This is a genomic window from Blautia sp. LMAG:89, assembly GCF_008679485.1.
Lineage (GTDB): Bacteria > Bacillota > Clostridia > Lachnospirales > Lachnospiraceae > Blautia_A > Blautia_A fusiformis.
Map to the genome: position 1 here is coordinate 256,394 of NZ_NANC01000012.1, position 26,184 is coordinate 282,577.

Annotated in this window: 24 protein-coding genes and 1 pseudogene; 2 read left to right on the forward strand and 23 right to left on the reverse strand. The window is 40.8% G+C overall.

Annotated features, from left to right (window positions below; genetic code table 11):
* Window positions 1-4: 4 nt before the first annotated feature.
* The 9 genes from pglX to CCC70_RS14445 form a co-directional block, all read right to left on the reverse strand.
* Window positions 5-3,703 carry a BREX-1 system adenine-specific DNA-methyltransferase PglX gene (gene pglX, locus CCC70_RS14405; protein WP_287085137.1) on the reverse strand — a complete coding sequence of 1,233 codons (3,699 nt, stop codon included), beginning with the start codon at window positions 3,701-3,703 and terminating at the stop codon, window positions 5-7.
* Window positions 3,704-3,728: 25 nt separating this feature from the next.
* Window positions 3,729-7,334, reverse strand: coding sequence for a BREX system P-loop protein BrxC (brxC, locus tag CCC70_RS14410; protein ID WP_287085138.1), 3,606 nt, complete (start codon window positions 7,332-7,334; stop codon window positions 3,729-3,731).
* 17 nt (window positions 7,335-7,351) lie between these two features.
* Window positions 7,352-7,939, reverse strand: a complete 588-nt coding sequence (locus tag CCC70_RS14415) for a DUF1788 domain-containing protein (protein WP_287085139.1) — start codon at window positions 7,937-7,939, stop codon at window positions 7,352-7,354.
* A gap of 2 nt (window positions 7,940-7,941) precedes the next feature.
* Window positions 7,942-8,532 (reverse strand): DUF1819 family protein, encoded by a 591-nt coding sequence (locus CCC70_RS14420; RefSeq protein ID WP_270389653.1) that lies wholly within the window; start codon window positions 8,530-8,532, stop codon window positions 7,942-7,944.
* A complete protein-coding gene (locus CCC70_RS16610; protein WP_287085140.1) occupies window positions 8,532-8,819 on the reverse strand; it encodes a helix-turn-helix domain-containing protein in 288 nt (95 codons plus the stop codon). Before CCC70_RS16610 ends, CCC70_RS14420 begins: the two co-directional genes overlap by 1 nt.
* Before the next feature lie 198 nt (window positions 8,820-9,017).
* The gene (locus tag CCC70_RS14430; RefSeq protein ID WP_287085141.1) at window positions 9,018-9,845 is read right to left on the reverse strand and encodes a zinc ribbon domain-containing protein; all 828 of its coding nucleotides are present in this window, start codon (window positions 9,843-9,845) and stop codon (window positions 9,018-9,020) included.
* Between the two features lie 65 nt (window positions 9,846-9,910).
* Complete coding sequence (locus CCC70_RS14435; protein ID WP_287085142.1) at window positions 9,911-10,564, reverse strand: vWA domain-containing protein; 654 nt, start codon at window positions 10,562-10,564, stop codon at window positions 9,911-9,913.
* A 149-nt stretch (window positions 10,565-10,713) separates the two neighbouring features.
* Window positions 10,714-11,349: a hypothetical protein gene (locus CCC70_RS14440; RefSeq protein WP_059085678.1), complete on the reverse strand. Its 636-nt coding sequence runs from the start codon at window positions 11,347-11,349 to the stop codon at window positions 10,714-10,716.
* 24 nt (window positions 11,350-11,373) lie between these two features.
* Complete coding sequence (locus CCC70_RS14445; RefSeq protein WP_287085143.1) at window positions 11,374-11,688, reverse strand: hypothetical protein; 315 nt, start codon at window positions 11,686-11,688, stop codon at window positions 11,374-11,376.
* Between the two features lie 430 nt (window positions 11,689-12,118).
* Between CCC70_RS14445 and rpmB the strand changes: the two genes are divergently transcribed.
* On the forward strand, window positions 12,119-12,307 hold the full coding sequence (gene rpmB / locus CCC70_RS14450; protein WP_015524898.1) for a 50S ribosomal protein L28: 189 nt from the start codon (window positions 12,119-12,121) through the stop codon (window positions 12,305-12,307).
* Window positions 12,308-12,404: 97 nt separating this feature from the next.
* Here the strand turns inward: rpmB and CCC70_RS14455 are convergent, their stop codons facing one another.
* From CCC70_RS14455 to CCC70_RS14500, 10 genes are all read right to left on the reverse strand, one after another.
* A complete protein-coding gene (locus CCC70_RS14455) occupies window positions 12,405-12,542 on the reverse strand; it encodes a hypothetical protein (RefSeq protein WP_173740860.1) in 138 nt (45 codons plus the stop codon).
* 59 nt (window positions 12,543-12,601) lie between these two features.
* Window positions 12,602-12,973, reverse strand: a complete 372-nt coding sequence (locus CCC70_RS14460; RefSeq protein WP_015524896.1) for a GerW family sporulation protein — start codon at window positions 12,971-12,973, stop codon at window positions 12,602-12,604.
* On the reverse strand, window positions 12,957-14,018 hold the full coding sequence (locus CCC70_RS14465; protein WP_287085144.1) for a DUF2953 domain-containing protein: 1,062 nt from the start codon (window positions 14,016-14,018) through the stop codon (window positions 12,957-12,959). Before CCC70_RS14465 ends, CCC70_RS14460 begins: the two co-directional genes overlap by 17 nt.
* A 4-nt stretch (window positions 14,019-14,022) precedes the next feature.
* Window positions 14,023-14,334 (reverse strand): hypothetical protein, encoded by a 312-nt coding sequence (locus CCC70_RS14470; protein WP_287085145.1) that lies wholly within the window; start codon window positions 14,332-14,334, stop codon window positions 14,023-14,025.
* A 63-nt stretch (window positions 14,335-14,397) separates the two neighbouring features.
* Window positions 14,398-14,853, reverse strand: coding sequence for an NUDIX hydrolase (locus CCC70_RS14475; protein ID WP_015524893.1), 456 nt, complete (start codon window positions 14,851-14,853; stop codon window positions 14,398-14,400).
* A gap of 100 nt (window positions 14,854-14,953) precedes the next feature.
* The gene (locus tag CCC70_RS14480; RefSeq protein WP_110103920.1) at window positions 14,954-16,447 is read right to left on the reverse strand and encodes a peptidoglycan D,D-transpeptidase FtsI family protein; all 1,494 of its coding nucleotides are present in this window, start codon (window positions 16,445-16,447) and stop codon (window positions 14,954-14,956) included.
* Window positions 16,350-17,729, reverse strand: coding sequence for an FtsW/RodA/SpoVE family cell cycle protein (locus CCC70_RS14485; RefSeq protein ID WP_015524892.1), 1,380 nt, complete (start codon window positions 17,727-17,729; stop codon window positions 16,350-16,352). The genes CCC70_RS14480 and CCC70_RS14485 overlap by 98 nt, the downstream gene beginning before the upstream one ends.
* A 6-nt stretch (window positions 17,730-17,735) precedes the next feature.
* Window positions 17,736-19,895 (reverse strand): peptidase U32 family protein, encoded by a 2,160-nt coding sequence (locus CCC70_RS14490; protein ID WP_278604070.1) that lies wholly within the window; start codon window positions 19,893-19,895, stop codon window positions 17,736-17,738.
* An 88-nt stretch (window positions 19,896-19,983) separates the two neighbouring features.
* Window positions 19,984-20,391, reverse strand: coding sequence for a cell division protein ZapA (locus tag CCC70_RS14495; RefSeq protein ID WP_015524889.1), 408 nt, complete (start codon window positions 20,389-20,391; stop codon window positions 19,984-19,986).
* Between the two features lie 177 nt (window positions 20,392-20,568).
* Window positions 20,569-21,468, reverse strand: coding sequence for a peptidoglycan recognition protein family protein (locus tag CCC70_RS14500; protein WP_287085146.1), 900 nt, complete (start codon window positions 21,466-21,468; stop codon window positions 20,569-20,571).
* A gap of 535 nt (window positions 21,469-22,003) precedes the next feature.
* On the opposite strand from CCC70_RS14500, the gene CCC70_RS14505 reads away from it, so the two are divergent.
* Window positions 22,004-22,309, forward strand: a complete 306-nt coding sequence (locus CCC70_RS14505) for a DUF2442 domain-containing protein (RefSeq protein ID WP_287085147.1) — start codon at window positions 22,004-22,006, stop codon at window positions 22,307-22,309.
* A 567-nt stretch (window positions 22,310-22,876) separates the two neighbouring features.
* Here CCC70_RS14505 and ruvB read toward each other — a convergent pair.
* From ruvB to ruvA, 4 genes and pseudogenes are all read right to left on the reverse strand, one after another.
* Complete coding sequence (gene ruvB, locus CCC70_RS14510) at window positions 22,877-23,887, reverse strand: Holliday junction branch migration DNA helicase RuvB (protein ID WP_015524888.1); 1,011 nt, start codon at window positions 23,885-23,887, stop codon at window positions 22,877-22,879.
* A gap of 210 nt (window positions 23,888-24,097) precedes the next feature.
* Window positions 24,098-25,195 carry an RNA-guided endonuclease TnpB family protein gene (locus CCC70_RS14515; RefSeq protein WP_287085148.1) on the reverse strand — a complete coding sequence of 366 codons (1,098 nt, stop codon included), beginning with the start codon at window positions 25,193-25,195 and terminating at the stop codon, window positions 24,098-24,100.
* Window positions 25,158-25,292: pseudogene (locus tag CCC70_RS14520) on the reverse strand (transposase); the annotation flags it as partial. The pseudogene CCC70_RS14520 and the gene CCC70_RS14515, both read right to left, overlap by 38 nt.
* A gap of 207 nt (window positions 25,293-25,499) precedes the next feature.
* Window positions 25,500-26,111 (reverse strand): Holliday junction branch migration protein RuvA, encoded by a 612-nt coding sequence (ruvA, locus tag CCC70_RS14525; RefSeq protein ID WP_022426699.1) that lies wholly within the window; start codon window positions 26,109-26,111, stop codon window positions 25,500-25,502.
* Window positions 26,112-26,184 lie beyond the last annotated feature (73 nt).

Below are 26,184 nucleotides of genomic sequence, written 5' to 3' on the forward strand. Positions count from 1 at the left end.
TCATCTATATCTTTGCCAGCAAATCCACTTTTAATGCTTTCTTTCCTTCCTGCGCCACTTCTACTCCTTGGAATTTTGCATAGTTGACTTTTACCCCATCATCCAGATCAATTTCAATTCTTTTGTTGGCAATATGCGCAATGGCTTCATCATAAATCTTCATTTCTGCAAGCTGCTTTGTATATTTCGTCACTGCTTTGGTTGCCTTCGACTTTTCTGAAGCTGATGATGCATTGTCAATAGTATACTGAGCGCTCTGCATAGCTGTCTCTACATACTTCTGTGCTTGGTGTAAATAATCTGTTCTTACACGTCCCACGGTATCAGCATCATAACGGTGCATATAAATCAGTGCTTTAAATCCATTCTGCTTTCCACTGTCAAATAGCCAGTAAATCGGTCGCTTCTGATATACTTTCAGATGGTCTGCATAAAAATCTTTCAGAAAATAATTCCGGATAATTTCTCTCGAAGTATCACCTTTGTTGCCTAATGCATTTGCAACAAAATCAAGATTTTCTTCCAATGTATCTGCCCCGTAAACTATTTTAACAAATTCTACGAAACGACCGACAATATCATCGGAAAAATATTCTTCATCAGTAATTGGAATGCAATTATCATCATCTGGAAGGAATGTTTTATATTTACTACTGTTCCATTCACCACCTGCATAGATTAAACCATCTTCATCAAGAGAATAACGACCAAACATACAGCCAACAGCATAAGAAATAAATGAACGAATATCTCTATTAAGATCAGCCTTTCTAACAGTTATGTCCTTATCCTCAACCTCTGGTGTTAGTTCATCCTGTAAATCGTAGATATTGATAAAAATACGGTTTAATTCTTCCTCATTTTTCTTCAATTCTATAAAGTGAAGAAAGCATTCATTTTTCCACCTGTTGTACGCTTCTGACATTTGATTCATGTCATAGATGTTATGTTTTAAATCTTCCTGCACTTCTTTATCATCAAACATCTTATTACGAATGAGTGGATGTTCCTTAAAATCCCATGAAGTTTCAAATGAATCCCAATCGTGCTTGCTAATTCCAACACATTCATTACTTATTCTTTCAATTTTAGTTAAAATCTCTTTTTCTGGTTTTTCAAAAGATATCTTACTGAGTGCTGTTTGATTCATATGCAAAGTTGGGCTTAAAACATTCATAGCTAATTCAACTATTTTACTATTTAGTAATCCAAGCAAATAATCATCGCTAAACTCAGAGCCCTCATTAACTAACGATGGACCGGATACATCATAAACAAATCCTTTTCCATATTTTCTAAACGACGGTTTATATGTTGTCAAATCCGTGAAACCTATTATATTTTTAAAAAACGAAGTATTATTTGCGCCTACAGATTTTCCATTATTTTTTATTCTGTTTCCATTGTTTTTCCAGTCAATAACGTAGTCTGTATTTCCGAACCATTTTCTAAATGCTCCACCTTTATTTAATTTTGCCCATTTATATTCATCATTCCATTCAGAGCAATTCTGTAACATTATATCTGAGTAGTTTACCTCATACCATAATCTTAAATATAAATTATTATTTCCAGTATGTAGACCTTGCTTAGGATATGATATTTCTGCTAGTACATTATTTTTTTTAAAAATATTAACAAATCCATTGCCAAGCCAATATGCGAACACGTTACCTGGAATTATTTTGAAATACTCTTGTGTTTCATCATAATTATTTTGCTTCTGTAAAAAGAGTTTTTCTTTTCCCTGTTGTGTTGTTGGTTCTATCAGTCTACAATATGTTCCTTTATACTTTTTAATATGATTTTTTCTTATCACAAAACTTGTAGTCTGTACTACTTCCCCACCAATCTCCTCAAACGCTCTCGGTCCAAGATGTGCCATGTTCACAATATCCATCATTTGCAGTTTATTTCTCAGCTTTTCAAAACTAGAAAGAAACATCCATGTATGCTGTGTTATCATCGCCTGATATGCATTTTTCTTTATCATCTGACCACATTTTTCAATAAAAACAGCAAATAAGTCACTTTTACTATCCGGATAATTATCTTTCACATACTTTAATAGTTGGACTCCCATTCCAGAAGCTCCCATATACGGTGGATTTGTCACTACAGCATCGTATTTCTGTTCCAAATTTTTCGCTACTTTTATCAGTTTTCCTAAGTTTTCTTGTGTTTCTTCACTTCCCACACTTTCAAATGAAATCTGTCCAGTTATACCCAAATCATCCACAAATCTTTCCAATACCTCCCAATCACAAGCATCTACATTCAAGATAGACCCATATTCTCTGGCATCTTTAAATGTGTCCAGCAGTCCTTCTATCTGCATCACAGCCAGATTTCTTTCCATCGCACTCAAATGTGTTCCAAAGAACTGCAGATGATTCCGATTGATTTCATTACTCTCCACAATCGCATACACTTTTGGTTCTGGCTTTCCGTCTCTTCCACGCAGGAATCGTCTGTTATAACCACGACCTTTCATCATAACTGCAAAATATGCCAGCTGATAAGCTCTCTGGTCAATATCCAGTCCATGAATATTGTGTTCTACAATTTCAAATGCAGCTTCTCTCTTGTCATATCCTGCGCTTTCATAGATATCCATCAGCACATCAAACATAGCAATCAGGATGTGACCACTTCCCATACAAGGATCAATACAGGTAATGTCTGTTGGTTTCAGCTCTTTGTATGTAGTACGGATTTCTGCCAGTTTTACATTAACGGATTCTTCCTGTTCTGCTTCTGGGAGATAATATTTCCATCCGAATCTTTCTGCGGTTGCTTTTTCATCTGTACTTGGATCTACTGCCCGTAAATGCTCAATCCAGATTCTTCCCACAGAGTTTTCTACCATATACCGGACAATCCAGTCTGGTGTAAACAACTGAGTTGCTGCCGGTATTCGCTCTTTCGTAATCTTTACATTTTTTTTCAATTTTGCGAAGGTATCATCTTTCAATTCTGTATTGTAATACTGATACAGCCATCCGATAATCTCCACCTGTCCTGTTGGGTTCCCTTCTTCATCCAGTGTAGATACATTAAAATCCGCTTCTGGAATACCTATCTCCGGATTTACCAGCATATAGATGACATCATCTTTATTGGTGTAGGAAATACCAAACAGCAATTCCATATAATCAGAGTCTGCCTCAAACAGTCCCGGCAGGACATCATGCAACTGATGGCACTGTTTCAGGAACAATTTGCCAAACATTTTATCCGTATCTTCTGATGCACCACTCGTTTTCCAGTTGATAATCTCTTCTTTTTCCTGCACTGTCAGGTCTAAATCCACATCTGGTGCCTGTGTTACAAGATCCGGCTCCATCTTCCCTTCTTTTTCGGAAGAAAGTACACGAACTCTGTTTGGAAGATAGTCGTTCACTTCCATAAAACGGATCGCACAGATTCTGTTGAACCAGGTATAAGCTACTTCTTCTACAACTGCCTCAAATCCACGGGATTCAATCTGGGATACCAGTCGTCTTCTCTGTTCACACTGCCTTTTATTCAGTGTTACTTCTGTTCCTGCAACCGTCTGATATACTTCAAAATCTGCTCCCTTGGTAATCGGTTCACTGCAGGATTTCTCTGTGATACCGAGCATACCGGCTTTATCTGTAACAGAATCAATCAGTTTTTTTCTTGCTTCTATGGCAAATTTCTTTATCGCATTCTTGTTCATGTACTGTTTCCTCCCACTGGAATGATTAGCTTAATGTAATAATCGTATTTTCATCCAGCTCGTTTAATAATTTTTTCCTCATCTCTGCCAAGAACTCATCAATATCCTGTTCATTTTCAATCAAATAGGTTCTCGCACCTGCCACGTTACTGATAGATACATTCTTACGTTTCTTTGGCTTTAGCTGCACTGGCGGTGTTACTGGCTTCGGTGGTTCTGTATGACCGCCACCTGTAGGTGGTGTTACCGGAGGTACAGGATGTACCGGTTTTGGACGATGTGCTTCTTCATACTCTGTGATCTCATCCATGCAGCGAAGCTTCAATGTATCACTTTCTAGTCTAATATTCTTCACTGCCGCAATCTCATGAGATGTATCCAGTTTCTGTTTTAATTCTGCAAAGGCATTTACGAACTTATCTCTGAATACAGGTGCAAATTCTTTTTCATCCAGTGTATGTAACACTTTTTCCAGATCATCATCCACGATTGGGCGCATCTCTTCTGCTTCTTTTTCCAGTAAAGTTCCATACTGCTGTACGAATTTCATAGACATATCTGGCAGTTTTTGAATCTGTCCAAATGGTTTTTTTGCTGTCACAATGGCTTCCATCTGGGCAACATTATCCATGATTTCCTGTTCTCGGACATAGGTCTTACTGTTTTCAAACATCTGGATCTGTTCCAATGCTTTTTCGAAGATCTTTTTCTGACCGCCTTTAAAGAAATCGAATACCGGTGCAGTATCATCTGCATCGTCTAACAGATCATCTCGCTTTTTATCTACTGTTTTAAAGAACTCTACCGGCTCTTTGATTGCAAGAAGTTCTTCCAGATTTTTCTTCGCCTGTTCCATTAAGGATTTGCATGGCAGCTTCGGATTTACACGATATTCAATCATGATTTCACCGAATGTATCCAGTTTATCCTGTGCTTTATTCTTAAAACTTCTCATGATGGTATCGTCATCATCGCTGGATAAGGAATAGCCAAAATAATCCTTCAATATTTCTTTTACGGAACGAATCTGTCCGTCTGTCGCCCGTTCTCTAATATCAATGAGCAGTTTCTCGACAAATTCACGTTTTGTCAGGTAACGTACCAGTTCATCTTTTGTATTGGACAACATAGATAAACTCTGGCTGTTATAGGTAAGTGATACTCTTCCCATCTTAAAGAGCATAGCAACCAGCCACTGCACATCTTTCGGATCAAAGCCATACGGAGCTGCCCCGAATTTATCCTGCAGAGATTTCAGAGAAGTCTTCATATGTCTTGCGTTGTTAAGACCGATGACCTGAATCACTTCTTCCAATGCTAATTTATTCGGTGTTGTATCACTGGTTCCAAGGAAAGAAAGCTGTCCATCGTTGCCATTGAATACGGCAGCGATATCGGAAAGCTCCGGAGCTGTCTCCATATAGGTCAGCTTGTTATACTGCATAGCTACTAACTTGCCAAGTGCTTCATTGATACGGCTTGCCGGCTCTTTGGCTGAAATATTTGCTCTATCACCATTCACATAGATATCTGCATGTTTCAGGGCATCCTCAATAAAGATGCGAATACGGTCTTTCTTTTCAATACGTTCATCTTCTTTTGCACGGCGAATGCTGTCAAAGCTTCCTCTTGCGCCAGAAGCATTTTTATTCAGGAACTTATAAATTTTGATAGAGTCGGTAATCTCATCCAGGAAGGTACTATCGTTCGGTAATTTTACAATTACACTATGTTCCTGTGCGGAAAGCATACGCAGAGCAGAATCCGGATAATCTTCTCCATATGGTGTGATGATGGATACTCCAATATCATTGGACTGATTTCCCTTGAAGTACCGGTCATCTACTTTCTGATTGAATGGGAATAAATAACGGCTGCTGTAACGATATTTCTTATCTGTAAAGATTTCCTCGAAGATTACAGTAGATGCCTCTCCGATAATCTCACCCATTTCTACGGATTCGTTATTGATGGCATTATTGATTTCCTGCTCTTCATTGGTCAGGAAGATATAGATTTCTCCATTCTTCTGTACCAGTGTCTCCCGGATCAGTTTCTTTAAGGATTCTTCGATCTTTCCACGGATTTCAATACGGTCATCGTCAATATTGGAAATCATCAGCGTAGTAAGGTTATCTACATTTGCTTTGATCTCTTTGACGTATTTAATCATAAACAGCACTTTCAGCAGTTCCACATCGAACTCGTTCAGTCTGCTGTTATCCTCTGCATCCATAATGACCTGGCTGTGCTGATGGTCAATGAATTTATGCAGCGGATCATAGAAATAGCTGAACGGTACCAGTACACCTTCCTGGCTGTCCTTTAACCGGATTGCAGATTCCTGGAACAGTGCCAGCATAGAACGGGACTGGTCGGATAAATGCTTTCCGCTGGCTCCATGAGTACGTACCGCTGTCAGTACCTGTCCAAGTAAGTTGAACTGGTATGGAATAAACGGATAGCAGTCCGCAAAATCTGTTTTATCTGTATATAATTTCTTATCTGCTGTATCTGCTGTAAATGTGATCAGATTCTTGATAATGGATTCTTTCTGCTCATATAACAGCTTCAATGCAGACTCTGCAATCTCATTTTTCTCCAGGATACGTTTACGGATAACTTCATCTACATTGGATGCAGACAGGGATAATCTGGTATCAAAACGTCCTTGAATCTTGGAGAAGTCATTGCCTTTTGTCTTTGTGATAGAATCAATATCTTCCTGGCTGGTAACGATGACCCATGCTTTTCCTCTGCAGACAGTTCCCAGATCTTCTACGATGGTCTGCAGATTCAGCATTAACTGTGTATCATCCGCAATGTACTGTCCGATCTCATCTACAAGAAAAATAACGTGATGGTTCGGTCCTTTTTTCTCACAGTACTCTTTGACCAGAGATACAAACTTCTCAATACTGAGGTCATAGCTTCCCTTTGCATTCTTACACCAGTTGCGGGCAGCCTCTTCACTCATGAAATCCATAGCCACGATTGTTTTTACGATTTTATCCTGAATAACTGCAAAAGCCTGTCTCTTTTTCTCCCAAGGTGCCCCTGCAATCTCTTCAAATTTCTCTTTGAACTCTTCAAATCTGCCTTCGTTATCCAACTGACGTTCAAATTCTGCAAGATATGGAATAGATCCGCAGTATCCCTGCATTTCATTAAATACCTTCATGAAAACTTCCACGATGGCTTCTTTCCCTGATCCAACCTTTGCAGATCCTTTGGAATCAATATTAAAGAGCATGACATCAGAAGAAATCGTTCCAGAATTGGTCATCTTGGCAATCAGCATCGGATCGTCAATTTTCTTTCCGTCTGTAAAGTATTCAATAGCTCTCTTTCCTTCTACCACACTATTTTTTAACAGATAAGAAAGAATCTTTAAGAAGTGAGATTTACCACTTCCAAAGAAACCGGAGATCCAGACACCCATTTTGTCTGTATTGTTATTGATCCCCTTTTCATAGTTATCGAAAAAATCACGGAAATGTTTTAACAATTCTTTTGTTACTACATATTCGTCCAATTCCTGATATACGTTTTCTTCATCAGACTGACCAACTTTGATTACGCCCTTAATATCACGGTCAATCTGTTTCTCAAACATCTCTTTAATCTGCATTTTTCTTCTCCTTTGTTTTACACAAGCCGGAATGCCCGGTAATAATTTCTGGAATCCATCGTTCCAAATAATTTCAGATCCTGTCCGCTGTATTCTCCAGGATAAAACATCACAACCGGAACACTGTCCAGTACCTGATGTAAATTGTTCAAAATATTATGGCTTGCAATGATCGGATGGCATTTTCCAACTCCTGTCAGAAAAATCACGCTGTCTGTCAGATCTTCCTGTAAAATCTTTGAGATAATCAGGTTCAGTTCGTTCGTTTCATCCAGTCCCAATGTCTCTACCAGACTGTCTGCCATATCAAAAAAGCCATTGTCTTTTTCCAGATCAAAGAAGGCTCCCAGATATCCTTCTTCCTCCAACACCTGAATCATCGTATGAAACAGGTCGAATTCTATGATTTTAAAATCTTTATTGCCATTATTGATTCTGTCTTTTAAGTATGCGATATGATTGCGCACTTCCAGTTCAGCTCTCGGATCGTAATCAAACACATAATATCCGACTTCATTTCCAAGTCCTTTATTTTCACGGAAAGACTTTTCAGAAATCTTATCCTCAATCCGGTTCAGTCTTTCTTCCAAATTTAATCTTGCCATCCTTAGACTCCCTTCACTGCCTTCAAGTATTCGCCAAGCCCATTTGCAGTCAGTAATTCCTCTGTACGGTAATCAATATGAATTGGCTTGATTGTTCTTGGTTTTGCACTGCTTTCCAGTAATCCTGCCTCAAACATCATTCTGGTAAAGCACTGTTTTAACTTCCGTACTGCAGTATCCGTCCAGCTGGCAACCACATCGCTCTGCATTGCCTTATCTGCAAAAAAGACATTCAGATCCCGGTCTGTGATCTCTTTTTCTCCTAATCGAATCTTTTCGTCGTATACTTCATGTAAAAACTCAAAAAATAATCTGCTATCCATCAGAATTGCAATCAGATTCAGAATCTTTGCGGTTTCTACATCACAAGTGATAAATGCCTGTAATACTGCTTCTGGTAAGGCTGATACCCTTCGGTACGTTCCATTCAACACCTCATAAGCTCGATATTCTGCTTTCACCTGATAGATATTTTCCTCCCAGGCAATCTTGCGGATATCTGCCTTGCTAAGTCCTTCCAGAATATAAGCTGCTGTTTTTCTGGACTCTTGCAGCCAGAATAATTTTGATGTAAGTCCTGCACTGTATTCCATTACTGTCCACCATCCTTTGTTTCCTGGCACAGCGGACATTCGCAATCCGCTTTCGCTACTTGCTCATGAACGCAGCCACCTTGCGGCTTGCGTTCATAATGGACAATATCTCCGAAATCACAATCTAACTTCTCGCAGATCTTTTCCAGAACCTTCATGGAAACCAGCTCTCCATTGGTCATTTTTGCCACAGTACTGCTGCTGATTCCCACCTGGTTCATCATATCCACTTTTTTCATATTTTTATCAATTAATAACTTCCATAATCCATTGTATGATACTGCCATATGTATTCCCTCTTTGTTATACAAAACTTATGGTTTTCCTGTATTTTGAAAGTATATTATTTCTTTTCGTCCTTATACTCTCAATCTTTATTATTGTATCATACTGTATATTTTTCTTCAACGATAAGTGCAAATGATAGCTTCGACTTTGCGAAAGATTCATTTAAAAAATCTAATGACAGCACATAAGATTTGTTCCTATTCTTCCAAATACATTTTTAGTGCGTTATAGCAGTTCAGTGTCTCATTGTCTGCATCATTGAAATTCTGGGAATAGGTCTGCAGACTTCCTGTTGGATCCGTAACCAGATTTGTCAGTGATATATAGGCATCATATAACTTTAAAAGGGATTCATAAGCATCTTTATACTCTTCTGGTGGATTCTTTAATTTCTTCATCAGGGAGTTTACAGTATCTTTATTGCTATTGATATCCGCTATTTGTCCACTGAAACTGCTATCTGAAAAGAGATTTTGCAGGACATCATTAAAGTCAGATACAAAGTATCCATCCGGTTTTGTATATTTATTTGTCGTGCTATCACTTTCTTTATAAATTGCGTTGTACCATACCTGCTTGATCAGATTACCGCATGTTTCCGCATCACTGGCTCCTGAAAGCATGGAATATGCTGCCATATTCAAATTTGTCCCATATTTCTCGCTTTGTTTCTGGGCCTCTGTCACTGCCTTCGCTGCCACATTCTTCTTATGTGTCTGTACTCCAATGGCTGTGATGATTGCCGCAACAAGAACTGCTATCGTTGCAATCACAATTATTTTCTTTGATTTTTTGGTTATCTTCACACCGGTGACTTCTACCTGCTGTGGAGTTTTTTCTGTCTCAATAATGTTTTCTATTGGGCAACCGCATTTCGGACATATATCCATTCCTTCTTCCAGTTCCGCTCCGCAGTCCGGACAGTATTTCTTTTCTTCTGGAACCAACACGGTTCCACAATGCACACATTTCTTCGCCTTATCTGATATTTGCTCGCCGCAATTCGGGCATGTTGTCATAGCCATAATCTTTTTCCTCCAAATTTTTCATTTTCAATTCCGTCTCTACCATTTCCAGTAGTTTTTCCAGTCTATTTTTTTCCTTCTTTATATGCCTGAATCTCATCCGCCCAATGATCGTCCATAAAATCCATCATTGCATCATTATCAACAGCCTTTGAAATTGCTTTTCCTACAGCTTTAAAATTTAATTCAACGCCCTTGGAATCATTTTCATAAGTTACAGATCTGTTTCTGGCAATCCCTATCTTTTCAGCCTCTCTTCCTGCATCAATATTGGCACCCAGGAACAGAAATTCCCATCCACATTCTTTCTTAGCTTCTATCTTTCGCTTGATCTGCTCCTGTGTGAAATGCTCACTGGAATTTTCTAATCCATCTGTAGTAATAACAAATATGATTTTTCCTGCCCTGTGATCCTCTGGGAGATGTTTCTGTACATTTTCCATTTTTTCAATCGCTGTTCCAACTGCATCTAATAAAGCGGTACAGCCACGTACAAAGTACTCCTTCTCTGTGAGTGGTTCGATGATCTCCACCGGGAATCTGTCATGGATGATATCTACTTCATCATCAAATAAAATAGTAGTCACATTCACTTTCTTTCCCTGTGCCTTTTGTTTTGCGATCATGCCATTAAAGCCACTGATCGTATCACTTTCCAAGCCACCCATCGATCCACTTCTGTCCAAAATAAAAACCAACTCAGTTAATTCTGTATTCATGTGATTTCCTCCTTACTAGCTTGTTCTTCAAGCCATTGTGGTATCCCCTTTTGGGATTTCCTCCTCTGATATTTGTTGTTAATCACATTTTATCTACAGAACCAACTGGGTTGGTCGCCTGTCAGGTGACATTGCACCAAAATATTTTGTTAAAACACTGGTTGTCCATACGCATCCAGCACATCATTGATTTCAAACATATCATAAATCTTATTCTGCAAGAAATATGCCACGATAATATCTGTTTTTGAACTTCTGGATAATGCGAAACCGGCACTTGCCAGTAAATCCTTTGCTTCATCCAGGGATAATTCCAAGGCAATCGTAAAAGCCAGTACCGTTTTTTTATTTGGAACATAATTGACATCTTTCCGGATTTTTGAAAAATGTCGACGATCCACATATGCCTTTGTATATGCTTCTGAATCAGTCATACCACGCTCATCGATCATTCGGAGTAATCTCTGTGAAAATGTTTCCTCCAGCTGATTCATCAGATTATCAATGTTTCTGTTTACTGACATCGTAGAAGACATACCTTTTTGTATTTTCGTCTTCTGCATCGTTGAAACATCAAATTCTTCTGGTAATGCTTTTTCTGAAAAACTGCTTTCTTTTACCGGCTCTTCCTGTAAAGCCTTTTCTTCGGCTCTCTTTTTCCGGAATTTTGTAATTTTATCAAAAATGGATTTCATTTCTTTATCCATTTTGATATCATCTTTTACTGGCTCATAATACTTGTCTATGTATTTCCCTACCTCGTCAATCAGCTTCTGATCTGCCATAATCTGTACCGCCTTTTATAATTCTTAATCATCGTAATGATTGAATCCACCTAAAAATCCTGGATTGCTATGCCCCCGCTTATGCCCCTTATCATCATAATGGTTCAAACCGCCAAAGAATCCTGGACGACTCTCACCTATTTTGTGCCCGTTATTATCATAATGATTCATGCCACCAAAAAAGGAAGGCGAACTATGTCCGATTTTCTTTCCATTTGTATCATAATCGTTCATACCACCAAAGAATCCCGGTCGGCTCTCGCCTACTTTTTTTCCGTTTGCATCATAATGATTTATGGATCCAAATAACCCTGGTCTGCTATATCCTTTTTCACTCATAATGTCATCCTCCTGACTCTATTAGCCTCTTGTTTGATCTCAGAATAACACACTTTTTTCATTTGAAAGTCGCATAACAGGCGACATTCTTTTATTTCATTTACAAACATTATACCATTTATAATTCTTCCGACAATACGCAAAAAAGCCGGAAGTCACAATATTATCCGTGATCTCTGACTCATTGTGCTTATACTACACTGTCCTTACACCCCGATCAGCTCTTCTCTCCGGCTTATCTTTTTCTGTGCTACTGCTTTTCTTGCAAGAACACAACGCTTAATTTCACCATGATCCGCCCTGTTCCCGGAGGTATGGAATACTTTCCTTAAAACTCTTTGCAGAATTTTTGATAAATTTCCTTTTTTTGCTTGCAAAAGAGCAATTCATCTGTTAAAATGGTGACTGTTGATAAAAGGAGGTGCTATTCATGGCTAAATGTGCAATCTGCGATAAAGGAGCTCATTTCGGAAACAATGTGAGTCATTCCCATAGAAGATCCAACAAAATGTGGAAATCTAACGTTAAATCCGTCAGAGTAAAAACAACTGCCGGCGGAGCAAAGAAAATGTATGTATGTACTTCTTGTTTAAGATCCGGAAAAGTTGAAAGAGCGTAAGTAATATCGTATGCCCCCGTAGAATGCGGGGGCTGTTTTTTTATCTTTAAGACAGATAAATCACAAGCGGGAAGTATGCCAAGTGCACACTTCCCGCTTATCTGCAAAACATATGATATCCGCACAGCAGACATATGACTGCCATTGCGATCACAATAAAATTCTCTGTAATAAGAATACCAAGAACCATGCCCACACCAATAAAAAACAGCATAAAACCAGTTAGCTTTCCCACTCCTGTCTGCTCATTTCCTGTTTTTTATTACAGTATATGCATGAAATCTAAATGGAATACTACTCTTCTTTCCCGTCTGTATCCTCAGCATTGCCTGCACCTGGCGCAAAACGGTTCACAAAATCCGGCACCATATCCAGAACCTTGGTAAGGCCATCCTGATTTTTTACGTTTACAAGTTTGGTGCTTCCATTCTGGATCACAAGTACTGCACAGGGAGACATCTTTCCGGCAAGACCTCCGCCGCCGTTATTCTTCTTGTCCCCTTCAAAAGCTCCGGCTCCCACGCCGAAGGATACATCGACCAGAGGAAGGATAATGGTATCACCTACATGAATGGCATCGCCAACCACTGTTTTGGCCGATACAAAGCCATCCATTCCTTTAAATAATGAATTCACGGTATCTTTGAAATTATTCTCTTTCTCCATGTTTTACCTCCTTATGTCTCCATCGGTGGATGACGTATTTTATATTTTTATTGAAATAAAGCTCTGCTGCTGTTTTGAGAACTACAATTCCATAAATCCTTCCCTTTAACAGGATCTCTCCCTCAAGAACATTTTCATCATCAAAAAGGGGCGCTACTTCAATCTTGTTTTTATGAAAAGGAATCGTCATTCCTAATACAGCCAATACCATACCTGTAACTGCCGGATCTTCATTGCCAAATAAGATTTTTCCGGTGATTCTTGTCGGAAGCACATGATAAATCAGTTTTTTTGCATTTTTCCACAGAAAGGAAAGAGCCTCTCTGGTTCGGGGATGGTCTAAAAATTCCTTCCACCAGTTTATCTTATCACAGAAATTCCGGATTGTTAATGCAAGACTTTGAATTTTTTTCAGAATCCTTTTGGGGATTCCAAGAAAATTCTGTATGATTCGGATCAGCTTTCCAACTGCCGTTTTTATTTTTCCCACTATATTTGAAATTAAATCTGAAATCTTTGTCCGAAGCTTCTTTTCATCTTCCGATATTTCTTCGGAAATCGATATCGGCTCCATTATTACCTTTTCCGAAATTTCATTTATATCTTCAACAGTATCTTCCTGAGGCTCAGACATTTGTAACTCTGCTGCATCGTTCTGCTGTTCGCTTTTTGATATCTTTTCATGACTTCGGGAAGCCTCTGTCTGTTTTTTTGCATTTTGATTTCCGGAGTTGGAAAGAGATCTAGGTTTCTTTTTTTTACGAAACAGATTTTTAAATTTTTCCAAAGGAATCCCTAAAAAACATAATTTTGTTTTCAGAACGCCCTGCTCCCAGAATACCTGTGCAGAAATTATATGAAGCAGCCAGCTCACTTCACCGGTAGCATGTATTTCACGAAGACTATCCGTACGGTCTTTTTTTAATTTCCCTCTGTATCTGATCGGACAGAATAAAAGAAGCAGCAGGATCAGAAAGATCAGCCCGATCAGAATCCCCAGAAGGATCAATATCCATTTTATTATCAGCCATAATATATGCAGCATTGGTTCACCTGTTTTTCAGATATTCTTTTATTTTAAAATTTCCAGTTTCGGTATAAACCTGTTCGATCATATCCTGTACCATCTGTATAGCACCGGATTTTCCTCTGGCCATTCCAACGATCAAAGAACAGGTGGCTCTGGCGCTTCGCTGTACAAGCATGCCTGCAGGAAGAATTTCCAAAATATTTCCGGGATTATCAGACAAAGTAACAACGTAGATATCCGGCACGAATTTGCCAGCAGTGATCCTGGTTCTTATTCTAGTAGGATTTTTTACATCATTTCCTATGTAATAGTTTTTCATCCATTTCAGCAATCTGCCCTCACCTCCGTTATAATGCCAAACAGGGCTGCGTATGTACACAGCCCTGTCCTGTTGTTAAAAATACTTCTGCTGTTTCGCCCAGACGCCCTCACTTCGCATTTCCAGATACTCCTGATAGGCCTGTTCCACGATATGCTTCTCGTTGGAAAAACGGAGAAGATGATAGATCTCATGAAACTTATAGTATCCGGAATCTACAAAATATTCCTCTCGCTGGGGTTTGCTATGATAATTATCAGCTATCATGAGATACCAGTGTACCTCTTTCATTACCACGTCCTCCGGAACGGTGAAATTATACTGGCTCTTACCGATATATTTCACGATAGAGGCCCGAACACCTGCTTCTTCCATTACTTCACGTAAAGCAGTCTGTTCAAAAGTCTCTCCTTTTTCTACAGTTCCTTTGGGAAGCACCCATCCTTCATAACGGTTCCTGTAGGATTTATACAATGCCAGGATCTTACCCCGATGAATTACCACACCGCCACAGCTTGTTGCTTCTATCATATTGCAATCCTCCTGTAATGCGTGTGTCTTTTGCACTGGCTATAGTATACCTCTTTTTCACCTTATAGGCAAGGGGCAAGAAGCAGATACTGTTCTCAATTTAATCGAAATAATATGCATCAAAAACATCGGCCGCAATGGGAACTGCCGCTTCACTTCCGGTTCCGCCGTTTTCCACGATCACTGCAATGGCGATATCCGGATCATCTACATTAGAATAACCCACAAACCAGGAATGACTGGAGCCATTTTCATCAAACTCCGCAGAACCGGTCTTTCCGGCAACAGTATATCCTCGTCCGTTCAATGCGGAAGCCGTACCGTTTTCAACTACATTTTTCATTAGTTTTCCAAGGATATTGGCTTCATTTCTTGTCATCAGACGTTTGTATTCTGTTTTTTCTGTTTCCCTGACCGTATCACCGGAATTATTCACGATCTTATCGATCATGGTTGGCTTCATCAGTACACCATCATTGGCGATGGCACTTGTGATCAATGCCATATGCATCGGAGAAACAAGAGTATTACCCTGGCCGATCGAGGTCTGCATCACAAGTGCATTCGGAGAATCTTTATCAAGGGTAAAGCGACTGGTTTTATAGGAATTCAGCGGAAGCGCCCTATTAAAGAGCAGATCCTCTGCAGTACTTTTCAGAGTATCTCCTCCCAGACCAAGTCCCATATCTGCAAATGCACAGTTACAGGAATGTGCAAATGCGGAATAAAAATCCTCCTGTCCATGCACTGCCCCATTGTAACACTGGATCGTGTGGTCATCCACTGTGATACTTCCCTGACACAGATAGGAATATCCCTCCAGTGATCCCTTTTGTCTGAAATAATCCAGTGCCGTGACGATCTTAAATGTTGATCCCGGAGGATAAGCTCCATTGGTTGCACGGTTTAAAAGGCTACTGTTACTTTCATCATTAACAAGGGTATCCCAGTTCTGTGCGATCGTGTTCGGATCAAAATCCGGTTTGCTCACCATAGCCAGGATACGTCCGGTGGATGGCTCCAGTACAACTACCGCTCCTCTGCGGTCTCCCAGAGAATTGTATGCTGTTGTCTGAAGATCTGCATTCAAACTGGAGATCACGGTATCACCCTGATTCTTTTTTCCCAGGAATTCATTTTTCATCTGTTCCAGAAAAAATGAATGGGAGGTGAGAAGCTGGAAATTTGCTTCCGATTCCAAACCACTCTTACCATTGGTATCATATCCTACTGCATGTGCAAAAATATTGGAAAACGGATACGTTCTCTCTTCTGTTCCATCTTCATACACATTGGTCTGTGCCAGGACCTCACCATCCGAAGACTGGATACTTCCACGTACTACCCGGTCCGAAAATGTATCCTGACGGGTGTTGTACGGGCTGTTGATAAAATCTTCGCTTTTTATGGCGTCAAAATAGACCAGATATCCGATCAGACTGACAAAGATCAATATAAAGAAGGCCGATACAAAGGTTAAAGGCCGGTTCTTTTTTCTACGGAGTCTGGCGATTTCTCTTTCTCTCAGGCGTTGCTCTCTTTCCTCTTCTTTCAATCGTTTCTTTTCGCTGCGTTTCAATTTGTTCGTCCTCATCTTCCCTCAGAATATACAGTCCCTGAATGATCGCAAGCATCAGGATGGTACACATGACAGAACTGCCTCCGTAACTCACCAGTGGAAGTGTAACTCCTGTCATTGGAATAAACTTGGTTGCACCGCCAATGGTCAGAAATACCTGAAAAGCATATTCTGTTCCGAGCCCCAGTGCGATCAGTTTATAAAACGGATTCCTGATCTTTAGTGCAATAGTAACAATCATCAGAAAAAAGCTTGTGCATACAAGAATCAGGCAGATGGCAAAAATGCCACCCAGTTCCTCGCAAATAGCACTGAAGATAAAATCATTTTTTACGACCGGAATCTTCTCCGGAGAGCCCTGACAAAGTCCCATTCCAAACCAGCCTCCGGTTCCGATCGCAAACAGAGACTGCACGATCTGATAACCTTCATTTTGATAGACAGCCATCGGATCCTTCCAGGCACTGACTCGCTGACGGACATGTCCAAAAAGATGATATGCGATCACCGAACCAACGCATCCTCCGCCAAGTCCCAGAAATAAATAGCTCGGATTTCTGGTTGCCACATAGATCAGTACAAGGTAGGTGACAAAAAAGATTACTGCACTACCCAGATCCCTGGAAAGAACCAGGATCCCTACATGGATCACTGCAACGATCGTAGCCAGTACTACTTTGCGAAAATCCACCTTGGTACACAGAAGTGATGCCATAAAAAATACGAAGGTTATCTTGATCACCTCGGAAGGTTGGATTCCCATAAGAGAAAGCTTTGCACCGTAGCTTGTGCTTGCCAGAACAAGAACTGCCGCCAGAAGTACAATACCAATTCCGGCATAAGCCCATGTAAGATCCTTTAAAAATTTCATTTTTCGTATCATTACCGGTATCACCAGTGATACTGCACTACCTGCGGCCACGATCAGAAGCTGCTTAGTTGCAGACGGAAGTGAAAGCCGGCAGAGCATGATAAATCCTACGCTCAAGAGCATACACATATTATTTAAAAGAAGCAGCGATGCATTCTGATAAATAATTCGATAAAGGATCTGGATCGCTGCAAAAAAGATCATCATTTCGATATAGAACAGGATGACCCTGAAATCCATGCTTTTTAAATAGATCACAAGAAATGCTGTAAAATCAATAAAAAAGATCATGGTCAGCTGCTGATGGAGCAGTTCTCTCTTTTCTTCCTCATCCTGCCGCCACACCATATAAAAACAATGAAAGGTATAGACGATCATCAATGTGAGGATCACATACTTAGATAATTCTGTAATTACATTAATCATACACTTTTACTCGGCTCCTCTTTTAAAATGGCCTTTTGTATACCTGCGTCCGGAAGGTTTTCCGTTTTCCTGATAAACCGTCAGGAATTCTTTCAGGATCGCTTTTGCTTTCTCTGGCTCTTCGATCGTAAATGCCAGTCGCAAAGAGTGAAGGTTCAATTTTTTTACCTGATCTTTTTCACCCGGAAGTCCGTAAGGAATGCTGTTATAAATGATATTATAACAGTATTTTGCTTTTTCGGAGATGTTTTTTCCCCATGGATCACAACTGCATTTTACCGGAAATTCACTGTTATAGCGGTCTTTCAGATAAGCCGTCTCATATTTTCCTGTACATCCGAAAAGATTCTTCCTTACACACTGCGCGGAAAGCATCAGTGGGATATAACCATATAAAAGCAGCTCCGAAGAAGTATTATCTCTGTGTTTCAGTTCACCCTCATTCAACTCAAGGGGGACTGTATTTCGAAGAACTCCCTCTTCCCGCCAGAAATCAACACTCTGATCATTCCAGGTATACATGGATGCATCCAGGATACATTTTTCGCCATATCCCATTTTTTTCAGTACGGCGTAAGATTCCAGGTTTCTTACCAGAAAGCCCTTCATACCCTGCTCCAACCATTTTTGAGCTGATCGAAGCCACTTTTCGGGGATTTCTCCGCGATGGATATGTGGAGTAGAAAGATATAATTCACTACTTGCAGCAAGTTCCGGTGAAAAATATTTTTCCATAGTATCAAAAGGAAAATAAAAACCTGTAATCCCCGGTTCGTTCAAAAGTATTTCCGCAGTATCCGAACGTTCACAGGATACATATACAGGCAGGCTGTCTGTTACCCTTTTGTGACAGGCAGTCTGATTCTGAGATTTCGTCTGCTGCTTCGTAACCTGTGCTCTCTTCTGACATCCGATCAGTGCTTCCCGCAGCTGACTCAGAGCATCTCTTCGTACTTCATTGAGAACTTTAACCGGAACAAAAATCCTTCCATTTATTTCAATGTTCAGATCCTCCCACTGAAAATCTGTATTTCCCAGTTTCTCCATCTGCTGACGGATCCTCTGTTCTTCCATTGGCTGATTTTTAGCAAACTGTACCTCACCGCCCATAGCAGTTACTGTCTGGCCCTTGCAGGTTATTTCCAGTATAACAGGACTTTCAGGAGAAAGTATTAAATTCCCATGAATTTTTTCTTTTATTTTTCTGATCTCCGGCTGGATATTACCGGATTTTTTTTCATTGGCAAAAGCCATCATTTCCGGCCCGCGATACATATCATAGTATCCTTTGCAGGATCCTCCCCGACTGAAAAGCTCAAGAAGATACTTCCGGTCTTTTTCCTGAACGTGATATTCTTTTCCACTTAAATACATATCCAGATATTTTCGATATACTGCCGTGACACCCGCTGTGTACGCCGGCTGTTTCATACGCCCTTCGATCTTCAGAGACATAACACCCGCCTCCAGGATATCCGGAAGAATATCCAGAGTGCAGATATCTTTCAGGCTTAATGCACAAAAATCCTTGTCTCCTTTATATTTTCTGTGATCCATGGTTACACTGTAAGGAAGCCTGCATGGCTGTGCACAGCGGCCACGGTTTCCGCTTCTTCCACCGAAAATACTGCTCATCAGACACTGGCCGGAATAGCTGTAACAGAGAGCTCCATGGATAAAAGTCTCTATTTCCAGAGGACTTGCCTTATGCATGGCAGATATCTCTTCCAGGGAAAGCTCTCTGGCCGGAACCACACGAGTTGCTCCCTTTTCCTCCAGAAACCGCATTCCCTCCGGTCCGGTTACTGTCATCTGTGTGCTTGCGTGAATATCCAGATCCGGAAAATTCCGACGTATAAAAGAAAATACTCCCAGATCCTGTACGATCACCGCATCCAGCCCTGCCTCATAATACGGAAGCAGATATTCAAACAGCTGATCATCCAGTTCACGGTTCTTCAAAAGTGTATTCACAGTAAGATATAATTTACGGTTATGGATATGTGCGGTCTCAATGGCAGTGATCAGCTCTTCCTGGGTGAAGTTCTGCGCATAAGCTCTTGCTCCAAAAGCCGGTCCCCCTACATATACCGCATCAGCTCCGGCACCAATAGCTGCCTCAAAGCTTTCATAAGAACCTGCCGGCGAGAGCAGTTCTGTTATCATATTTTTCAAAGTATTCCCTCATCTCCCATCTGTTAATCAATCCGATGACCATAAAACAAAAGAGGATTACCGAAGCAATCCCCCATCCTTATTTAAGCAGTTCATCAAGTTCTTTCTCCAGTTCCTTCACCTTACCGTCCAGAAGATTCTTCTGTTCCTGAGCTTCCTGTTCTGCCTTCTTCGCCTCTTCAATCTGCATTTTCAAAGAGATCAGTTCATGTTTCAGATCATACATCTCCTGGTCTTTCTGCTGCAGATCCTGTTCAAAAATCTCCGCCTGCTTCTTTGCCTTAAAATAATCATCTGTAATATTCAGACTGAGCAGTGTATGCTTGGTCTCCATGGCCTGTCTGGAGTATCCCGGCATCTGACTCAGCTCACTGATCTTATTATTCATATAGGCTGCAACCTTCTGAAAATATTCCTCGGACTCATACCCGCCCAGAGTAATGATCTTTCCATCGATAACAACCTGTGCTGTATTCTTTACCGCCATTCGTAAAGCCTCCTGAATTTATCTGTTACTGGTAATTTCCTCAATAACATTCCTCTGCATTGCCGATCTTACAACCCGCAATTTCTTTTATTATAACTGATTCCCGCAAAAATGTATAGAAGTTTTTCTATTATTTTGTCGATTACAATATTTTCCTTAAAGATGCAAATGTTTTTCTCAATTATGAGTGTTGGCTTTCATGTGTTCGATCACCCTTTTCCAGGAATCAATACCGCAAGTTCCACTTACCTTTACGCCTGTGTTTTTCTGGAAAACTTTCAGAGATGCTTCTGTATCGTCTCCGAAATGGCCATCCACAGTAACACCAAGTACAGACTGCAGCACGGAAACTGCAACGCCGGAATTCCCTTTCCGGATGATCGGAAGCTGGGTCTCAAATTTTCCTGTCAGAACTACTGCCTTTTCTGAAGTCTGTACAGGATACACTGCTTTTCCGTTCCAATCATAGATGGTGTAGCCCTGTTTCCACTCTTTCTTTGCATTCTCAAGGCTCTTGTATGCTCCAATCTGGCGCTTGCTGTCAGCCCAGGACTTTCTTGTGCGATAATACTTATCTACCGTTGGCGTGGTGGTCTCAGCTCCGATCAGCTGCTTGAACCGATTCCAGTCACCTTTTGCACGGATTGCTGACGGGCAGTTCTTTGCACATACATCATAATGCTGCACAACTCTGTCTGCCGAGATTCCCAGCTGTTTCATAAGCTGTTTGCACACCTGGACTGTATTCTGGAAAGCTTTCTCATAGTTATAGCCTGCCTGGACGCACATCTCGATTCCTACTGAATTTCTATTGTTGACAGTACCGAACAGCCGACCGCCGTAGTTGACGCCCACGTGCCATGCTCCACGGTTGTACGAAAGCGCCTGATACGCCTCTGTGTCGTCCACATATACATGTGCGGAATATCCCTTAAAGTTGCCATTATGCTGTGCTTTTGCATGCGCTTTCGCATTTGCACCTTTCGCATAGTTATCTGTATTGTGAATTACGATATACGCCGGTGTCTGTCCTGCATAGCTGTTGTTGTTACTGATAAGGCTTGTGTTGATATTCATGGTATTACTCTCCTTTTCTGTTTTTGATACCTTAATAGATAATATGTCATTCAGGATGTTGATGATCTTCTGGCCGTAATTTCTGCAGGTTCATTGGTACTTTGCATCGAGATTTTTTAAACATTTTTCATGCTCCTTTACAGTTTTTTTTATGAACGATGATTCTCAATGGGAATAGAACATATCCGATCGGACAGACAGATACTTTGACAATATAATATACTTACCCAGGGAACTGGGGGACGTGCTCTTTACCAAATCCGGACACCTTACGGAGGAGGTGAAGTTTATGAGCGATTACGAGACATTTATGATTATTTTAACTGTTGCTAATCTAATCGTAGTTATACTTACATACGCACATAAAAAATAGCCGTCCTAATCTTTGGCGAGATCAACGGCTATTTTTTAGCTAACTATTGTCGCTGGATTGGGTGAAGTGCAGTCACCTTCCAGCTCCCTTGTTAAGTATATTATACGAAAGGTTAAAATATTTGTCAAATTACATTTTTATAGTATTAAACGATGATTCTCAATGGGAATAAAAAGGGGAAATGCAAATATTTACGCTAGTGAACGCACGGAAAATGTACAGATTATTGCAGTAAAGACATTTGATGATATGATAATGCTTCTCACTTTTTCAAATGGTGAACAGCGACTTTTTGATGCTTCCATATTAAATGACCCCGCTTTTGCTCCATTAACTGATGAAAAAATATTCAAAGACTGCAAAATCGTAGATAGAGTCGTCACCTGGATGAACGAAGATATTGACTGTGCTCCTGAGTATATGTACGAGCATAGTTATGCGTATCCGTCTTTAAAATCCGTAATTTGAATTAAAAGGACTGTGATTTATTTGACCTACGAACAACTTTTAACTACTACCGATCAGGCCGGTCTTACAGTAAAAGAACGTCCACTTCAAAAAATGATGGTCTGATCCGTGGTAATCGCATTGCTATTCGAAAAAGTATTGACATTTAGGCAGAAAAATCCTATGTGTTGAATGAAGAACTTGTTTATGATTTTGAAAATGAATCTGGTACGGGATTATACTCTTTTGATGATGAAATACCGGTATGTGTATATCCTGATTTATCAATCAAAAATTCTGAATTGTTGTAAATAAAAAAGCGCCCCAGTACGCCAATACCGGGACGGTGGAATTGTTATGCGGTTCATCCTCCGGCCAGAATTGACGCACTTGGTAATGTTCTCCGCCCTGCTACCATCTGTTATACAGATGACTGGATTAAGGGGGTTGCGGTCCTTACAGCCTACAAGGCGGGAACATATCAGCCTACTTTTGCAGAAGTGTTCGAAGATTTTTACAAATGGAAATTCGAAAACACAAGACATAAGAGGCTTTCCTGGCAAGCAAGGAACAATTACCGGGTGACCTTTACTTTGTCGACAAATCAGGACGAGGATATCCAAGATGGGTATATGCCAGCACGGAAGCCATTCTTCCACGTGGAGTTCTGTTAAGGAAACCTGTCTGCAAAAGATAGGGTTCATACACGTCTTCCAGTGTTCCGGAGTCTTCTCCGATCGATGCGGCAAGTGTTTCAAGCCCCACGGGTCCGCCCTGAAAATTCAGGATCAAGGTCTGGAGAATGCGGCGGTCTGTTTTATCAAGGCCATACTGATCTACTTCCAGAAGATCCAATGCGAAGCAGGCAACATCGTAGGTGATCACACCATTATACTTCACCTGGGCGAAATCACGTACTCTCTTCAGAAGACGGTTGGCCAGACGGGGGGTTCCTCTGGAACGCTTGGCGATCTCGGCAGCTCCATTGGGTTCGATTTCCACGCCAAGCACCTGAGCGGAACGTAGAATGATCGTCGTCAGTTCTTTTTTATCATAAAACTCCAGTCTCTGTGTTACGCCAAAACGATCACGAAGCGGTGCGGAAAGAAGACCTGCCCTCGTTGTTGCACCTACCAATGTAAACTTCGGAAGATCCAGACGAATGGAACGGGCGGATGCTCCCTTGCCGATCATGATATCGATAGCAAAATCTTCCATTGCCGGATAAAGAACCTCTTCTACCTGCCGGTTCAGTCTGTGTATCTCATCTACAAACAGCACATCTCCTTCCTGAAGGTTGTTCAGGATCGCAGCCATTTCGCCTGGCTTTTCAATCGCAGGACCTGATGTTACCTTCATATGTGTTCCCATCTCATTGGCAATGATCGCGGAAAGTGTAGTCTTTCCCAGCCCCGGAGGTCCATAAAACAGCACATGATCCAGTGAATCATGACGCTGCTTTGCTGCTTCGATATAAATTTTCAGGGTATCTTTTGTTTTCTGTTGACCAATATACTCATCCAGACTCTGAGGCCTTAAATTTCCCTCCAGGGAAAAATCCTCTTCTGTAACATCTGTTGTAATGATCCTGTTCTCCATTTGCTATGCTCCGTTCTATTTCATTTCAGTGCGAGCATGTTTGCTCTTACTCACGGCGGTGACATGCTCCCACCACTTAAATCTTACGATTTTGAAGTGGGGGCTTCCTGCTCGATTACCCTTTAGGGCAAAGCTAAAACAGGCTATCCCCGCGTGTCCCGCGGTTTTGTTTTTTATGTTTATCCGGTTACGGATTTTTTTCTTGTGCCGTCAGGCACATTCTTTATAGATTCTTTTTCCTTCTTCACGGATATTGACTGCTGCATTCACATCCCGGTCCATCCTATTTCCACATTCACAAACATACATTCTATCCGACAATGCCAGTTCCTTTTTCTTATGTCCGCATACACTGCAAATCTTGCTGGATGCAAAATAACGGTCTACTTTTATAAGATGTTTTCCGCATTCTTCCAGCTTGTATCCCAGCATGAACAGAAACTGCCCGTACCCGTTATCCTGCACACCTTTCCCAAGGTGCAGTCCTCCGGACATTCCCTTCAGATTCAGATCTTCCACACATACTGCATCATATCTTTCCGCAAGCTCCCTACTGAGCTTATGCTGGAAATCTTTTCTCTGGTTCTTTATCTTTTCATGACATAAAGCTACCCTTTTTTTCTGTTTCTGATAGTTCCGGCTTCCTTTTTCACAGTGGGAGAGCTTTCTCTGTTCTCTTGCAAGTTTTTTCTCTGCTTTTCTGTAAAACATAGGGTACCCGGCTCTTTCTCCTGTAGAAAATACACACATTCCCTGCATGGCAAAATCGATCCCAAGAAATCTCTCTGCCGGTCTTTTTTCCACTGTTTGGTTTTCACAGCAGAACAAAAGGCTGGCTAAATATTTCCCGGATGGCTCACGGCTCACAGTTACAGACTTCAGTTTCCAGTCTGATGGAATCTGACGGTGAAGTTTTATCCTTATGACGGACATCTTTGGAAGCTTCAGATAGGTATCCTGCAAAAGGATATTTCCGTTTAGTGCATTGGTCGTATATGAATTTCTTGCATGCTTCTTTGATTTATAACGTGGAAATCCGCAGGCTGGTTCCCGAAAAAACTTCCGGAACGCACTTTCCAGATGCAGCTGCGCATTCGCCAGGGCAAGAGAATCCACCTCTTTCAGCCATGGATATTCCTTTTTATATCCGGCCGGTGTGTTCCGGAGCATCTTTTTTTCTTTCTGGTAATAGCTGATCTTATCTGCAAGCATCTGGTTATAGATAAAGCGGCTGCAGCCGATTGTTTGCTCTATCTGAACTCTCTGCTCTTTATTTGGATAGATCCTTATTTTTACGGCGCGGTTCATTCTTCTCACCCTGGCTTTCTATATACTGCCGTATCGTTTCAATCGTTGCTCCGCCTGCACTGAGCAGACAGAAGATCTGACTCCAGAATGCATCTTTCATGGTCTAACTCCATTATATTTATCATCCTTTTTCTTATATCGACGGATATGTATTTATGAACTAATTGTTCTTTTTCAGTATACTACATCAGGGAAAGGAGAACAAGTGTTTCTTTTATACTATAGAGATTTTTTTGAGCAGATATGCTCAGATGTGCAATTCATCTCACCATCTGAAGAGGTGGGAAAATTCTTGCTACATTTGTTAAAAATTTTTCAGTGCAGCCCGAAGAATTGCTTCTACATCATCTGCCGGCACATCTTCCGGTACCTTTCGTACTGCACGAAGGGCATCTGCAGAACTGTATCCTAATGCGACAAGCGCCTCCACCGCTTCCTGACGACTATCCCTCAGATCAGATGCTCCCTCAGCTGCTTCTTCCTGCTGATGCGCCAGTTTCATCTCAAAAGCATCTTCCAGCTTCAGCTTGTCTTTCAGCTCCAGGATCATTTTCTGGGCTGTCTTTTTCCCGATTCCAGGGGCCTTGGAGATTGTTTTTACATCATCGGAAAGCACTGCAAAACGAAGCTCGTCTGCACTGATCCCGGAAAGGATACCCAGAGCGCCTTTAGGTCCGACTCCGTTGACACCGATCAGAAGCTTGAACATGCCAAGATCATCCTTCGAAAAAAAACCATATAGCTGCAGAATATCCTCCCGCACATAGAGAAAGGTATGGATCTTCTTTTCATCGCCTATCCGTGCTTTCCCAAGATCCTGTCCTGTCATATAAATCTCATAACCAATTCCGCCATTTTCCACAACCAGACAATTTTCACCGATATCTGCTACGGTACCTTTTACAAAAGAAATCAAATCTCAAGGCTCCTTCCCTGAAACAGCTGAACATCTGTTTCCCATATGAACGCAATAGTAACATAATTTTCAA